This window comes from Mycobacterium sp. ACS4331 (assembly GCF_001667265.1).
GTDB lineage: Bacteria > Actinomycetota > Actinomycetes > Mycobacteriales > Mycobacteriaceae > Mycobacterium.
This window is the reverse complement of sequence record NZ_LZHW01000102.1, coordinates 64,194-77,435: the sequence shown is the minus strand read 5'-3', so window position 1 is coordinate 77,435 and position 13,242 is coordinate 64,194. Positions and strand designations below refer to the sequence as shown.

The 13,242-nt window shown below is 68.7% G+C and carries 12 protein-coding genes; 2 read left to right on the top strand and 10 right to left on the bottom strand.

The genetic code is table 11. The features are described 5' to 3' along the window. Positions 1-668 precede the first annotated feature (668 nt). Genes meaB through mutA form a run of 3 tightly spaced genes read right to left on the bottom strand, consistent with a single transcriptional unit; the run spans position 669 to position 5,813 of the window. Positions 669-1,655, bottom strand: coding sequence for a methylmalonyl Co-A mutase-associated GTPase MeaB (gene meaB, locus A5727_RS23760; RefSeq protein ID WP_068256155.1), 987 nt, complete (start codon positions 1,653-1,655; stop codon positions 669-671). Continuing rightward, a complete protein-coding gene (scpA, locus tag A5727_RS23755) occupies positions 1,655-3,931 on the bottom strand; it encodes a methylmalonyl-CoA mutase (RefSeq protein WP_068256153.1) in 2,277 nt (758 codons plus the stop codon). The genes meaB and scpA overlap by 1 nt, the downstream gene beginning before the upstream one ends. Positions 3,932-3,935: 4 nt before the next feature. Next, positions 3,936-5,813: a methylmalonyl-CoA mutase small subunit gene (gene mutA, locus A5727_RS23750; RefSeq protein ID WP_068256152.1), complete on the bottom strand. Its 1,878-nt coding sequence runs from the start codon at positions 5,811-5,813 to the stop codon at positions 3,936-3,938. A 213-nt stretch (positions 5,814-6,026) separates the two neighbouring features. Here mutA and A5727_RS23745 point away from each other — a divergent pair, with 213 nt between their 5' ends. Then, entirely contained in the window at positions 6,027-6,800 is a 774-nt protein-coding gene (locus tag A5727_RS23745) for a TVP38/TMEM64 family protein (protein WP_082949990.1), read from the top strand. Here the strand turns inward: A5727_RS23745 and A5727_RS23740 are convergent. From A5727_RS23740 to A5727_RS23725, 4 genes are read right to left on the bottom strand one after another with little or no spacing between them, the layout of a single operon-like run. Beyond that, positions 6,725-7,585, bottom strand: a complete 861-nt coding sequence (locus A5727_RS23740; protein WP_068256149.1) for a patatin-like phospholipase family protein — start codon at positions 7,583-7,585, stop codon at positions 6,725-6,727. The genes A5727_RS23745 and A5727_RS23740 overlap by 76 nt on opposite strands. Before the next feature lie 31 nt (positions 7,586-7,616). Beyond that, a complete protein-coding gene (locus A5727_RS23735) occupies positions 7,617-7,976 on the bottom strand; it encodes a DoxX family protein (RefSeq protein ID WP_068256144.1) in 360 nt (119 codons plus the stop codon). After that, positions 7,973-9,166, bottom strand: a complete 1,194-nt coding sequence (locus tag A5727_RS23730) for an SPFH domain-containing protein (RefSeq protein WP_068256142.1) — start codon at positions 9,164-9,166, stop codon at positions 7,973-7,975. Before A5727_RS23730 ends, A5727_RS23735 begins: the two co-directional genes overlap by 4 nt. Before the next feature lie 12 nt (positions 9,167-9,178). Then, a complete protein-coding gene (locus tag A5727_RS23725; protein ID WP_068256139.1) occupies positions 9,179-9,613 on the bottom strand; it encodes an NfeD family protein in 435 nt (144 codons plus the stop codon). A gap of 91 nt (positions 9,614-9,704) precedes the next feature. On the opposite strand from A5727_RS23725, the gene A5727_RS23720 reads away from it, so the two are divergent. Beyond that, complete coding sequence (locus A5727_RS23720; RefSeq protein WP_068256136.1) at positions 9,705-10,568, top strand: Rv1486c family protein; 864 nt, start codon at positions 9,705-9,707, stop codon at positions 10,566-10,568. Here A5727_RS23720 and A5727_RS23715 read toward each other — a convergent pair. Genes A5727_RS23715 through fabG1 form a run of 3 tightly spaced genes read right to left on the bottom strand, consistent with a single transcriptional unit; the run spans position 10,534 to position 13,221 of the window. Further along, positions 10,534-11,589: a ferrochelatase gene (locus A5727_RS23715; protein WP_068256133.1), complete on the bottom strand. Its 1,056-nt coding sequence runs from the start codon at positions 11,587-11,589 to the stop codon at positions 10,534-10,536. The two genes, A5727_RS23720 and A5727_RS23715, sit on opposite strands and share 35 nt — an antisense overlap. Positions 11,590-11,597: 8 nt before the next feature. After that, positions 11,598-12,407, bottom strand: a complete 810-nt coding sequence (inhA, locus tag A5727_RS23710; protein WP_068256130.1) for an NADH-dependent enoyl-ACP reductase InhA — start codon at positions 12,405-12,407, stop codon at positions 11,598-11,600. A 49-nt stretch (positions 12,408-12,456) separates the two neighbouring features. Beyond that, complete coding sequence (gene fabG1 / locus A5727_RS23705; protein ID WP_068256127.1) at positions 12,457-13,221, bottom strand: 3-oxoacyl-ACP reductase FabG1; 765 nt, start codon at positions 13,219-13,221, stop codon at positions 12,457-12,459. Positions 13,222-13,242 lie beyond the last annotated feature (21 nt).

The following is a 13,242-nucleotide window of genomic DNA, read 5'->3' as shown; positions in this document are numbered from 1 at the left end:
CTCAGCGGATTTCGAAATCTGTTGCACTACAGTAATTTTCGAGGTCAACAGGCAACTGATTCACCGACGGTAACGATCTCGACCCCAACGCTCCCCGAAGTAGCTCAGGCCCCTGACATTAATTGATGTCAACAAAATTGGCAGCCTCTGCCAATTCTGAGACATTAGGTGTTGTCAAAGTTACTGGCGCAGCCATTCGTTGCTGGCCCAGAAATTGTTATGGAATTTCGCTTTGAGTAATGGCGCAAATAATTCATTCAGTTGCCTTACACGCTTCTAAGTCAGTGTCAACATCACGGTTAACTTCTCACCTAATGAGACGAATCGAGAAAAGTCCACTTATGGTAAACCTTTGCCTACGCAAACGATGCGGGATGAACAGGACAGACCTCCGGACTGTGCCGCCACCAGCAACCCCGAAACCGTTTCGGCAAGGTGCCGGATCGGCTGGATTCGAATGATGCTCGACACTGACCGACCGGCGGCGTGACGGCCGCCTCACCCTTGCCTGAGACGCCGCCAGCAAACTTGCCCGTATTTACGTCCCGGTCACTTAGGTGGGATCCGCCGATTTCACACACCGAGGCCGATCGGACATGTGTCAATTGTGAGGCATGTCACCTATTGGGACGGGTGGGAAAGCAAATCTGACGAAAAATCGGCCAAAATCAGTCTGCGGCGTCCAGAATTCGCTGCGCGGCCAGCGCCGGGGTCAGCTCGCCGTCCCGCACCTGGCGCTCCACATCAGGGCGGATACGCCGCACCGCCGGGTTGGTCAGCACACGGTCCAACACCGCGTCCCGGACCATCGCCCAGGTCCATTCGACCTGTTGGGCCCGCCGCCGTGCGTCGAACTCCCCCGCCTCGGTCAGCACCTGACGGTGCTTGAGGACGGCCTCCCACAGGTCCTGCAGCCCGGTGCCCTCCAGAGCGCTCATGGTGAGCACCGGCGGTCGCCAGAGCACGTCGCGGGGGTAGATCAGGCGGATCGCGCCGGACAGCTCGCGCGCGGCCTTCTTGGCCTCGACGGCGTGAGCCCCGTCGGCCTTGTTCACCACCACGATGTCGGCGAGCTCCAGGACACCCTTCTTGATGCCCTGCAGCTGGTCGCCCGTCCGCGCCAGCGTCAGGAACACAAAGGTGTCCACCATGCCGGCGACCGTCACCTCGGACTGTCCCACACCCACGGTTTCGACCAGGATCACGTCGAATCCCCCGGCCTCGAGCAGCACGATGGTCTCGCGGGTGGCCCGCGCGACTCCCCCGAGCGTTCCCGAAGTGGGCGACGGCCTGATGTAGGCGTCCGGATGCGCGGCCAGGCGGGACATCCGAGTCTTGTCGCCCAGGATGGAACCGCCGGTGCGCGTCGACGAGGGGTCGACGGCCAGGACAGCGACCCGGTGCCCCTGCTCGATCAGATGCATCCCGAGGGCCTCGATCGACGTGGACTTGCCCACGCCGGGCACGCCGGTGATCCCGATGTGCATGGCCGACCCCGCCTCGGGCATGAGGGCCAGAAGCAGCTCCTGGGCCTGCTGCCGGTGGTCGGCCCGGGTGGACTCCACCAGGGTGATCGCGCGCGCCAGCGCCGACCGGTCGCCGGACCGGATCCGGTCCGCCAGCTCGGCCGTGCCCACGTTCGACGGAGCCGCCATCAATTCGCGGACGGTGCGCTCAGGTCGTAGCCCAGCCGCTCGGCCAGCTTGGTCAACAGGCCGACGGCGGCGTCGGCGATCACGGTGCCCGGCGGGAAGATCGCCGTGGCACCGGCGTCGTAGAGCTCCTGGAAGTCGCCCGGCGGGATCACGCCGCCCACGACGACCATGATGTCGGGCCTGCCGACCTCGGCCAGCGCGTCGCGCAGCGCCGGCACCAGGGTCAGGTGCCCCGCGGCCAGTGAGGACACGCCGACCACGTGGACGTCGTTGTCGGCGGCCTGCCTGGCCACCTCGTCCGGCGTGGAGAACAGCGAACCCACGTCAACGTCGAAGCCGATGTCGGCGAACGCCGTGGCGATGACCTTCTGTCCGCGGTCGTGTCCGTCCTGGCCCATCTTGGCCACCAGGATGCGCGGACGCCGGCCGTCGGCCTCGGCGAACTTCTCGACCAGCGCGGTGGCCGCCTCGATACCCTTCACGTTCGCACTGTTCCCCACCTCGTCGCGGTAAACCCCTGCGATGGTGCGGATCTCAGCCTGGTGACGGCCGTAGACCTTCTCCAGGGCGTCCGAGATCTCGCCGACGGTCGCCTTGGCCCGCGCCGCGTTGATCGCGAGCGCGAGCAGATTGTTGCCCAGGCCGTCCTCGCCGGAGACGCCTGTGGCCGCCGCGGCCCGGGTCAGCTCGGCCAGCGCGGCCTGCGTCGCCGACTCGTCGCGCTCGGCCCGCAGCTTCTCGAGCTTGGCCAACTGCTCGGCGCGCACCCGGCTGTTCTCGACCTTGAGGACCTCGATCTCGTGGTCCTCGTCCACCTGATACTTGTTGACGCCGATGACCGGCTGGGCGCCGGAGTCGATGCGGGCCTGCGTGCGGGCCGCGGCCTCCTCGATGCGCAGTTTCGGAATGCCCTCGTCGATCGCCTGCGCCATGCCGCCGTGCTCGGCGACCTCGGCGATGTGGGCGCGGGCCCGCTCGGCCAGTTGATGGGTCAGCCACTCGACGTAGTAGGAGCCGCCCCAGGGGTCGATCGGGCGCGTGGTACCCGACTCCTGCTGCAGCAGCAGCTGGGTGTTGCGCGCGATCCGGGCCGAGAAGTCGGTGGGCAGCGCCAGCGCCTCGTCGAGGGCGTTGGTGTGCAGCGACTGGGTGTGGCCCTGCGTGGCGGCCATGGCCTCGACGCAGGTGCGTGCGACGTTGTTGAACACGTCCTGCGCGGTCAGCGACCAGCCGGAGGTCTGCGAGTGCGTGCGCAATGACAGCGACTTGGCGCTCTTGGGATCGAACTGCGCCACGAGCTCGCTCCACAGCAGGCGCCCCGCCCGCAGCTTGGCGACCTCCATGAAGAAGTTCATCCCGATGCCCCAGAAGAAGGACAGCCGCGGTGCGAACTTGTCGATCGACAGACCCGCATCCAAGCCGGCCTTGATGTACTCGACACCGTCGGCCAGCGTGTAGGCCAGCTCGAGGTCGGCCGTCGCTCCAGCCTCCTGGATGTGGTAACCCGAGATCGAAATGCTGTTGAACTTGGGCATTTTCGCGCTGGTGTAGCCGAAGATGTCGGAGATGATCCGCATCGACGGCTTCGGCGGATAGATGTAGGTGTTGCGGACCATGAACTCTTTGAGGATGTCGTTCTGGATGGTCCCGGCGAGCTTCTCCGGCGGCACACCCTGCTCCTCGGCCGCCACGACGTACAACGCCAGGATCGGCAGCACAGCACCGTTCATCGTCATCGACACACTGACCGCGCCCAGGTCGATCCCGTCGAAGAGCTGGCGCATGTCCAGGATGGAGTCGATCGCCACGCCGGCCATGCCGACGTCGCCGGCCACCCGCGGATGGTCCGAGTCGTAGCCGCGGTGCGTGGCCAGATCGAAGGCCACCGACAGGCCCTTCTGGCCGGCGGCCAGATTGCGGCGGTAGAACGCGTTGGACTCAGCCGCGGTGGAGAAGCCCGCGTACTGGCGAATCGTCCACGGCTGGTTGACGTACATCGTCGGATACGGGCCACGGACGAACGGGGGCTCGCCCGGGAACGAGTCCAGCGGGTAGCCCGCCGCGACCGCAGCGGCCCGGTCGGCCTCGATGTAGACCGGTTTGACGTCGATGCCCTCGGGTGTGGCCCAGGCCAACTGTTCAGGTGTGTAGCCGTGTGCGGCCGCGGCGGCGCTCACGGCCTCGGCCGCCGCGTCCGGGGTTGCCGGACGGCCAGCGGCCCCGCCGCGCAGCGGGACGTCGGAGAAGCTGCCGACGGCCGGTGTCGTCGTAGTCATCTGCTCAGGCCCCCAATCGGGTCAGGAGTGCGGAAAGCGCTTCGACCGCATCGATTTTCGCGGTCAGGTACTCATCGGGTCGGTGCTCGGCCTCGGCCACGGCCTTCTCCGGACCGGCCAGGTACACCCTCTGCACGCCCGCGGCCCGCGCGGCCTGCACCGCGGCCGAGGCCTCGGCGCCGTAGCGGGCGTCCGACCCGCAGATCACCACGGCCGCCGCAGATCCGGCGTCCTGCACGGCCGACGCGATGTCCGCCGCCGTCAGTGTGCCCGGGTTGACGGCCTCGATGCCGCCCGAGGCCAACAGGTTGGCCGCGAACGTGGTTCGGATGTTGTGCTCGGCCAGCGGCCCCAGCGGGAGCAGCAGCACCTTCGGCCGCTCGCCCGTCTTGGCCAGGAACTCATCGGAGCGGTTGCGCAGATCCTCGAACGCCTGCGCGTACCGGACCACGCCGTCCAGCGGATCATGGTGCGCCAGAGCCGGTTCGGCGAGATTCGGGAACTCATTGACGCCCGTGACGGCGGTCCGGCGATGGGCGATGTCCGCGCTTCGGGCGGCGCCGACGGCAGCGATCTGCTCGACGACGAACTCCTGGGCCTGCGCGAACCCGCCCTTCGACTCGATGGCCTGGAAGTGCTGCCATGCCGTGTCGGCCAACTGCTGCGTGAGGTCCTCGACGTACCACGAGCCGCCCGCGGGATCCCACACGCGGCCCAGATGCGACTCCTCGAGAAGCAGCAGTTGGGTGTTGCGGGCGATCCGGCGCGAGAAGCTCGCCGAGATCCCCTCGGCACCACCGGGAATGGCCACGTCGAACGGATGCACCTGCACGGTGTCGGCACCACCGACGCCCGCGCCGAACGCCGCAAGCGTGCAACGCAGCATGTTCACCCAGGGATCGCGCTGCGCCATCATCGCCAGGGAGCTCACCGCGTGCAGTGTGACCGCACCCGCGTCGGGCGCATCGAGCACCTCGGCGACGCGTGCCCACAGCTGGCGGGCGGCGCGCAGCTTGGCGATCGTCATGAACTGGTCGTCGTCGGCGGCCACCCGGAAGCTGATCTGTCGCAGCGCATCGGGGACGCTCAGGCCCGCCGCGGTCAACGTCCGCAGGTAGCTGACGCCCGCCCCGACCAGGCCGGCCAACTCCCAGGCGGCGTTGGCACCGCGATTGTGGAATGCCGGGCCGTCCACCGTGATGGCCCGCACGCCCGGACCGAACTCGGCCAACCGCGCCGCGACCTCGGTCACCTCGCCGATCGCAGGTGCCGCAGCACCCGAAATCGGCGCGGTCAGGGGATCCGCGCCGAGATCGATTGAGAGGCTCGCGCGCTGATCGGCCGGCACGGCCGAGACGAGTTCGAGCAGGGCCTGCGCGGCCTGGCCCCACTGGTCGGCCGCGTCCGGGCCGGTCTCCAGGATCACCGGGACCAGTTCGACGAACACCCCCTCGAGCAGGCGGTCGACGTCAGAGGCCGGCACCGAATCGGCACCCACGCGAAGCACCACGGCACTGACCCCGTCCGACAACGCGGACAGCAGCGTCGCGTTCCCGTCGCCCACGGCCTGACCCGGGGCCGGGAACGCCTCGGCGACCTTCCAGCCCGACAGGACGTCACGGGTCGCGTCGGCACCGCGCGTGAACGGCCACTCGCCGGGCAGCGCGGGCTCGGGCACAGCGTCCAGAGCGGTGTAGAGCGCCGAGACCGCGAAACCCTCGTACGTCGGCGTCGCGAGAAGCTGCTCCGGCTCCGCGGGCAGATCGGCGACGTCGCGCCGGGAACTCTTGGCCAGGACGGCCGCGACGGCATCTCGCCATCGGGCCCGTGCCTGTTCGAGTTCCGCGCGATCGGCGGATACGACTGAGGCTTCTGATGACACCGGCAAGCTCCCCTGTTTTCGCAGCGTGCGGCAGTCCGCCAGTACGGACTATTGGGGTTCAGGCTAGATGATGGCGCAGCGCGGCCATGCATCGCCCGGCCCGCACCGTCGAACGCCTCCCGAGACGTCGAGGCACCAGATGTTCATCGGCACCCCGTACCCTTGATTGCCGTGGCCAGGACGACATCCAGCGTGCGACGCGGTATCCGCGCCATGCCCGCGGCCGTCCGTTCCACGGTCCGTCAGATCCCCCGGCGACGCATCGTGCTCACCGCATTCGTCATTGTGATTCTCGTCGCAGTCGCGCTGCTCGTGCCGGTGCCGACCGCGATCCAGCTTCGCGACTGGGCCCGCTCGCTGGGCCCGTGGTTTCCGCTGGCGTTCCTGGCCCTGCACAGCGTCGTGACGGTGCTGCCGTTCCCTCGGACCGCGTTCACGCTCGCGGCCGGTCTGCTGTTCGGCGCGGCGCTGGGGATCACGCTCGCCGTCGTCGCCAGCGCGATCAGCGCCCTGATCGCCCTGGTCGCGGTGCGCGCATTCGGGTGGCAGATGTCGAGCCTGGTGAGCCACCCGTCGATCGACAGCATCGATGCGCACCTCCGGCGCCGTGGCTGGCTGGCCGTGATGTCCCTGCGCCTGATCCCCGCGGTGCCGTTCTCGGTGATCAACTACGCGGCGGGCGCGTCTGCGGTCCGGCCGCTGCCCTACCTGTGCGCCACCGTGATCGGCCTGGCGCCGGGCACCTCGGCCGTCGTTATCCTCGGGGATGCGCTCACCGGAAGCATCAGCCCCACCCTGGTGCTCGTGTCGGCGTGTACGGCCAGCGTCGGGATCGCGGGAATCATCTACGAGATTCGGGATCATCGACGCGCGCGCGGTGCCGCCCGTCCGGCCTCGGCCGAGGCCCCGGCTCAGCCGGATGGCGACCCGTACAAACCCGGTCCGGTGATGTCGAGGGCATCCAGGAACGACCGCGCCGCCTCGTAGGACGCCTCGATGAGTTCGGCGGTGTGGGTGAAGTCCAATGGCGACACCGGCCGAGGCGCGGGGCCGGGCAGGTACACCACCGGCAGCGTGGCGGCCACCAGCGGCGTCTCGATCACGGTCTGGGACCGCATCGTCACCATCAGCGTGTACATCAGCACCTCGGCGATGTTGGTGGGCGCCGCCGGCATCTGACCTGGGAAGTTGCAGTCCAGCACCACCACGGACCGCGCCCCCATCGCGACGGCCTGCCGGATCGGGACGTTGGCGACCAGACCGCCGTCATAGAGGCTCAGGCCGTCATGCACGACCGCAGGGAAGATGCCCGGAATCGCGGCGCTGGCCAGCAGGGCCGGCAGCAGGGGGCCCTGCCGCACCGGATGCGGTTGTGCGGTCGCGACGTCCATGGTGACGGCGGCGAGCGGCAGGGCAAGGTCGGCGAAGGTGGCGGACTCGCCGATGAAGTCGGTGATCATCTCGGACAGCCCGCTGTTGGGAAACAGGTGAGTCCTGGTGCGCTGCAGCGTGAGCGCCTGGGCCAGCAGACTGCCTGGGAAGACCTGGGCACCCTTCACCCGCGCCCACACGTGCGACAGGCGGTTGGCGGCGCCCTTCGGGTCGACGGCGACGACGGCACCGTTGAGCGAACCCACGGAGGTGCCCGCGACAAGGTCGGGGACGATGTCGCGTTCGCTGAGTGCTTGAAGCATGCCGACCTGGATCGCACCGAGACTGCCGCCACCACCGAGGACGTAACCAACCGGCCGGGGCATGTCGGCCAACTTCATGTCCACCTCCGGTTCGGCGGGCGGGCACGCCTCACCGACGGGTGTCGGGTCCCCTGACCGTCAGCGTCGAGAACAGCGCGAGGAACGACGAGGCCGCGACCAGTCCCGGGCTGTAGTCCTTGGCACGCAGGTGGGAGCCGACCGCCAGGGTGAAGTAGATGGTGAGCATGAACGTGGTCAGCCGTGCCAGCGCCGGGTAACGCCCGACGGCTGCCAGTCCGATGGCGGAGGCCGCCTTCACGACCGGGATGATCGGCCGGTACTTCTGCGGCAACCCGACGTCGTCGAGTGCTTTGGTGATGGCCGCAAGCGGGATCGCACACGCGACCGCGTCGGCGGCCTGGACCGCGGCCAGCACTCCATACGTCTTCGGCGAGGTGAGCGCGCTCACTGCTGCGCCCTGTGATGCGCTCCCGCGGGCGGCAGCGAGGACGCCTGGGGGAAGCCCGGCCCCGGAAGCGCCGCGCCAGGAGTCTGTTCAGGGGTCTCGCGGGCGTCGGCCTCCGCCTTCGCCACCGCCTGAGCGATCGCCGGATCGGTCTTGGTGTCGAACCAGTCCGCGACCTCGTCGGAGTCGTCCACCGGCGCCGTCTCGGGCTCGACCGGCGACGGCGTGTAGCGGAACACGCCGTCCTCCCCCGGTGCGCCGAGCAGTTTCGTGAAGCCCTGCAGCGCCGAACCGAAGTCGCTGGGCACCACCCAGACCTTGTTGGCCTCGCCCTTGGCCATCAGCGGCAGGGTCTGCAGGTACTGGTAGGCCAGCAGTTCCGGGGTGGGACGGCCGGCCTTGATCGCGGCGAAGGTCTTCTCGATGGCCTTGGCCTGGCCTTGCGCCTGCAGGTACTGCGCGGCGCGTTCACCCTGGGCGCGCAGCATGCGCGACTGCCGGTCGGCTTCGGCGGCCAGGATCGCGGCCTGCTTGGCGCCCTCGGCGGCCAGGATCTGGGACTGCTTCTGTCCCTCGGCCTGTTTGATCGACGACTCGCGGACACCCTCGGCGGTCAGGATCATGGCCCGCTTCTCGCGGTCGGCCTTCATCTGCTTCTCCATCGACTCCTGGATCGACGGCGGCGGATCGATGGCCTTGAGCTCTACTCGAGCCACCCGCAGCCCCCACTTGCCGGTGGCCTCGTCGAGCACGCCACGAAGCTGCGCGTTGATCGAATCGCGCGAGGTCAGCGTCTGCTCGAGGGTCATCCCGCCGACGACGTTGCGCAGCGTGGTGGTGGTCAGCTGCTCGACGCCGACGATGTAGTTGCTGATCGCGTACACCGCGGCCTGCGGGTTGGTCACCTGGAAATACACCACGGTGTCGATGTGCAGGGTGAGGTTGTCCTCGGTGATGACGGGTTGCGGCGGGAAGGACACCACCCGCTCACGCAGATCGACCCGGGCCCTGATGCGGTCGATGAACGGCACCAGCAGCGTCAGCTGGCCGCTGACCGTGCGGCTGTATCTGCCCAGGCGTTCTATCACCGCGGCCTCGGCCTGCGGGATCAGCGCCACGGATTTGGCCACGATGATGATCGCCAGAATGACCAGCACCGCCAGCAGCACCAGTCCGGCAATGGCACCGTCCATGCGAACCCCCTTCTAGTCGGACTTCCAGACCACCGCGGTGGCGCCGTCGATGCGCATCACCGTGACCTGGTCACCCGGTTTGTAGACGTCACCGCCGTTGAGCGGGCGCGCGGTCCAGACCTCGCCCTCAAGCTTGACCTGGCCCTGATGGGCAGTGATCTGATCGAGCACGAGCGCCGACTTGCCCTCGAGCGCCTCGATTCCGGTCTCCGCCGCGTGCCCGGGCTGCAGGCGCCGCCGCAGGGCGGGCCGCACCAACACCAGCAGCAGTACCGAGACGATGAGGAACACCGCGCCGTCGGCCCAGACCGGCCAGCCGAAGAGTGCGCTCGTGCCCGCCGCGGCCAGCGCTCCTCCGCCGAGCATCAGCAGGAAGAGATCGCCGGTCAGCACCTCGGCACCGGCCAACCCGAGAGCTGCGATGAGCCAGATCAGGGCTGCGGGCATAGCGCCAGGATAGCCCGTGTCGCAGTCATTGCGAGGTCCCTTTCAAGCCCGCGCGCCACGTGCACGGCCAGCCATTACACTCTCGAACATCATGTGGTGTCCGAGTGTGTCGCTGACGTTGTGGGTCAATGCCTGGCTGGCCGGCCGGGCCGCGCCCGACGACGTCCTCGACGCGTTGTCACTGTGGGCGCCAACGCATTCGGTGGCCGCCTATGACGCCGAGGCGGCGCGGGTCACCGGTCTGCCGTGGCCGGACGTCGACAACGCCACGGCAGTGTCTCTGCTGCAGACCGTGCGCGCGGCCGCGGGCGCCCGTCGGACCGAGGGGCCGGTGCTGTCGCTTGCGCTTCCGGTTCCCGGAGACGTGCGTGGCCTGCCCGCCGGCAGCACCTTCGCGCGCGACGCGATGTCCGCCGGCGAGGCCGTCGTGATCGCGGCGGATCGCGGCGCACCGATCGGACTCGTACCCGAATTCGAGTTCGGCGGTGACCCACTCGAGCTGCGCGACGGCGAGGCCGACCTTGATCCACCCCTGCTGACCTGGACCGCATACTCGCTGCCCTCGGCACCCGTGGCCGAACACCCCGACCTCGGCGGGGCCGAACTCGCGCTGCGTTCCGCGGTGCGTGCGGCCGCCGACGCACTGACCACGTTGCGGGCCGGTGGATCGGGCGTCGACGTCGAGGATCCGCGTGGCATGGTCGAGCAGGTCCTGGCAGCGGCAGGCGTGCACCGGGCCCCCGACCACGCGCCGAGCCGCGCGCTGCGAGTCCTGGAGAACGCCGCGCACGTCGACGCCATCATCACGGTCAGTTCGGGGCTGATGCCGATCGCGGCGAATTCATCGTCGGAGATTCAGCTTGCCTCAGATGCGCTGCGGCCCTTGGCCGGCGTGGTGCGCGAGGCCCGACTGGCCGCCGTCACCGCGATTCTGTACTCGGCCTGGCAGGCCTAGCCGCACCGCCGACCGCCACGCAGTGCGGCGGTTCGCAGGGTGCACCGTCGACGCTGATCCCGCAGCCCGCAACGGAATCGGTGTGCGGCACGCGCCGTGGCGGGGCTCCGGTACGCAGTTCGTCGATGAGTTCGGCGGCCAGCCGCGCGTACCGGACGTCGTCGTTGGGCGTCGTCGCGCGGGCCAGCGCCACACCGAGTTCACGGGCCTGCTCGGCCACTTCGCTGTCGAGGTCCCACACCACCTCGATGTGGTCGGCGACGAAGCCGATCGGGCAGATGATGATCGCCTGGGTGCCCTGCTCCGCCAGGGCCGCGACATGATCGCCGATGTCGGGCTCCAGCCACGGGATGTGCGGCGGTCCCGACCGCGACTGCCAAACCTGGTCGTAATCGGTGTATCCCGCTGCCGCGGCCACCAACTCGGTCGCACAGCGGACCTGCCGACTGTAGAGGCGGGGGCCTCGCGCGTCGTCGGCCGCGATCGGGATGGAGTGCGCCGTGAACACCAGGCGTGCGGACTCCCGCAGGTGTTCTGGAAGCGTCTGGCGCGCTTCGGCGATGGCGTCGGCGAACATCTCGACCAACAGCGGATGGTCGAAGTACTGCCGCAGTTTGACCAGCTCGGGCGCACCGTCGCCGGCCGCCCGGCGCGCCCGGGCAATGTCCTCGACGTACTGCGTGCATCCGGAGTAGCCGCCCCAGGCCGACGTCACGAACACCGCGGCCCGCGTGACGCCGTCGTCGCGCATCGCGGCGACGGTGTCCTCGACGTAGGGCTCCCAGTTCCGGTTGCCGAAGTAGATCGGCAGATCGGTCACGGTGCGCAGCTGTTCGATCAGGGCGCGGTTGATGCCGTTGATCGGTGACACCCCGCCGAAGTGCAGGTAGTGCTCGGCGACGTCGTCGAGGCGCTCCGGCGGGATGTTGCGACCTCGCGTCACGTTCTCCAGGAACGGCCGAACCTGTTCGGGCCCTTCGGGTCCGCCGAAGGACAGCAGGAGAATCGCGTCGAATTCCATACCGCGCGCTAGAGAAGCTGGGTGCTGGCGCCGCCGTCGGCGTAGATGATGGTGCCGGTGGTCGCGGGCAGCCAGTCCGACAGCAGGGCGCACACGGTCTTGGCGACCGGGGTCGGGTCCTTCATGTTCCAGCCGACGGGTGCGCGCTGATCCCAGCCCTCCTCGAGGAGGCGCATCTGGTCGCCCGCCTCGGCACCCAGTGCACCGCCGACGATCGCGCTCATCGCGAGCGTCCTGATGGGGCCCGCGGCCACGAGGTTCGAGCGGACCCCGAACGGGCCGGCCTCACGGGCGACGAACCGGTTGACCGACTCCAGTGCGCTCTTGGCCACCGTCATCCAGTTGTAGGCGGGCATCGCGCGGGTCGGGTCGAAGTCCATACCGACGATGCTGCCGCCGGAGTTCATCACCGGCAGCGTGGCCTTGGCCAACGAGGCGTAGGAGTACGCCGAGATGTGGATGCCCTTGGCGACGTCCTCGTACGGAGCGTCGAAGAACGGGTTGACACCCATGCCGGTCTGCGGCATGAACCCGATCGAGTGCACGACACCGTCGAGCTTGTTGCCCTCGCCGATCGCCTCGGTGATGCGCCCAGCCAGCGAGTCGAGGTGCTCGTTGTTCTGCACGTCGAGTTCCAGCAGCGGTGCGGGCTTGGGCAGCCGGTCGGCGATGCGCTGGATCAGCTTGAGCCGGTCGAAGCCGGTCAGCACCAGTTCGGCGCCGGCCTCCTGCGCCTGCTTGGCGATGTGGAACGCGATGGACGAGTCCGTGATGATGCCGGTGACGAGGATGCGCTTGCCCTCGAGCAGACCTGCCATTGTGCTGACTCCTTATAAGCGAATGTTCGGATAAGCCAAAGCTTTTGGGTCAGTGACCCATGCCCATGCCGCCGTCGACCGGGATCACCGCGCCGGCGATGTAGCTGGCGTCCTCCGACGCCAGGAAGCTGACCACGCCGGCCACCTCCTCGGCGGTGCCCACGCGTTTGGCGGGGATGAACTCCAGCGCACCCTCTTGGATGCGCTCGTCGAGCGCGCGCGTCATCTCGGTGTCGATGTATCCCGGGGCCACCACGTTGGCGGTGACGCCGGCCTTCGAGAGTTCCCGGGAGATGGACCGCGCCATGCCGATCAGGCCGGCCTTGGCGGCCGCATAGTTGGCCTGGTTGCCGATGCCCCACATCCCCGACACCGACCCGATGAAGATGATCCGGCCGAAGCGCTTGCGCTGCATGCTGCGCGACGCCCGCTGGGCCACCCGGAACGCGCCGGTCAGGTTGGCGTTGATGACCTCTTCGAACCGGTCCTCGGTCATCCGCATGAGGAAGGCGTCCTTGGAGATGCCGGCATTGGACACCAGCACCTCCACCGGACCCTGGTGCTCCTCGACCTCTTTGAAGGCGCGGTCCACCGCGGCGTTGTCGGTGACATCGCACACGACCCCGAACAGGCCCTCGGGGGCACCGGACCCGCGGTGCGTGACGGCGACCTTGTGCCCGTCGGCCGCCAGGCGCCGCGCGATGGCCAGGCCGATGCCCCGGTTTCCGCCCGTCACCAGGACGGAACGGGAGACGAAAGCCGGCTTGCCTGCGCTCGGAGCCGCCTCGGCCCCGGTGGTCTGGGTGTCGGTCATGGTCGTCAACCTATCGTTTCG

Bases quoted from the DNA above. Each gene is read 5' to 3' on its own strand.
- A5727_RS23740 (WP_068256149.1), bottom strand. From the start codon at position 7,585: ATGAAGTTGGCCGACATGCCCCGGCCGGTTGGTTACGTCCTCGGTGGT.
- meaB (WP_068256155.1), bottom strand. From the start codon at position 1,655: ATGGCGGCTCCGTCGAACGTGGGCACGGCCGAGCTGGCGGACCGGATC.
- inhA (WP_068256130.1), bottom strand. From the start codon at position 12,407: ATGGCAGGTCTGCTCGAGGGCAAGCGCATCCTCGTCACCGGCATCATC.
- fabG1 (WP_068256127.1), bottom strand. From the start codon at position 13,221: ATGACCGACACCCAGACCACCGGGGCCGAGGCGGCTCCGAGCGCAGGC.
- A5727_RS23725 (WP_068256139.1), bottom strand. From the start codon at position 9,613: ATGCCCGCAGCCCTGATCTGGCTCATCGCAGCTCTCGGGTTGGCCGGT.
- A5727_RS23745 (WP_082949990.1), top strand. From the start codon at position 6,027: ATGCCCGCGGCCGTCCGTTCCACGGTCCGTCAGATCCCCCGGCGACGC.
- scpA (WP_068256153.1), bottom strand. From the start codon at position 3,931: ATGACTACGACGACACCGGCCGTCGGCAGCTTCTCCGACGTCCCGCTG.
- A5727_RS23715 (WP_068256133.1), bottom strand. From the start codon at position 11,589: ATGGAATTCGACGCGATTCTCCTGCTGTCCTTCGGCGGACCCGAAGGG.
- A5727_RS23720 (WP_068256136.1), top strand. From the start codon at position 9,705: ATGTGGTGTCCGAGTGTGTCGCTGACGTTGTGGGTCAATGCCTGGCTG.
- A5727_RS23730 (WP_068256142.1), bottom strand. From the start codon at position 9,166: ATGGACGGTGCCATTGCCGGACTGGTGCTGCTGGCGGTGCTGGTCATT.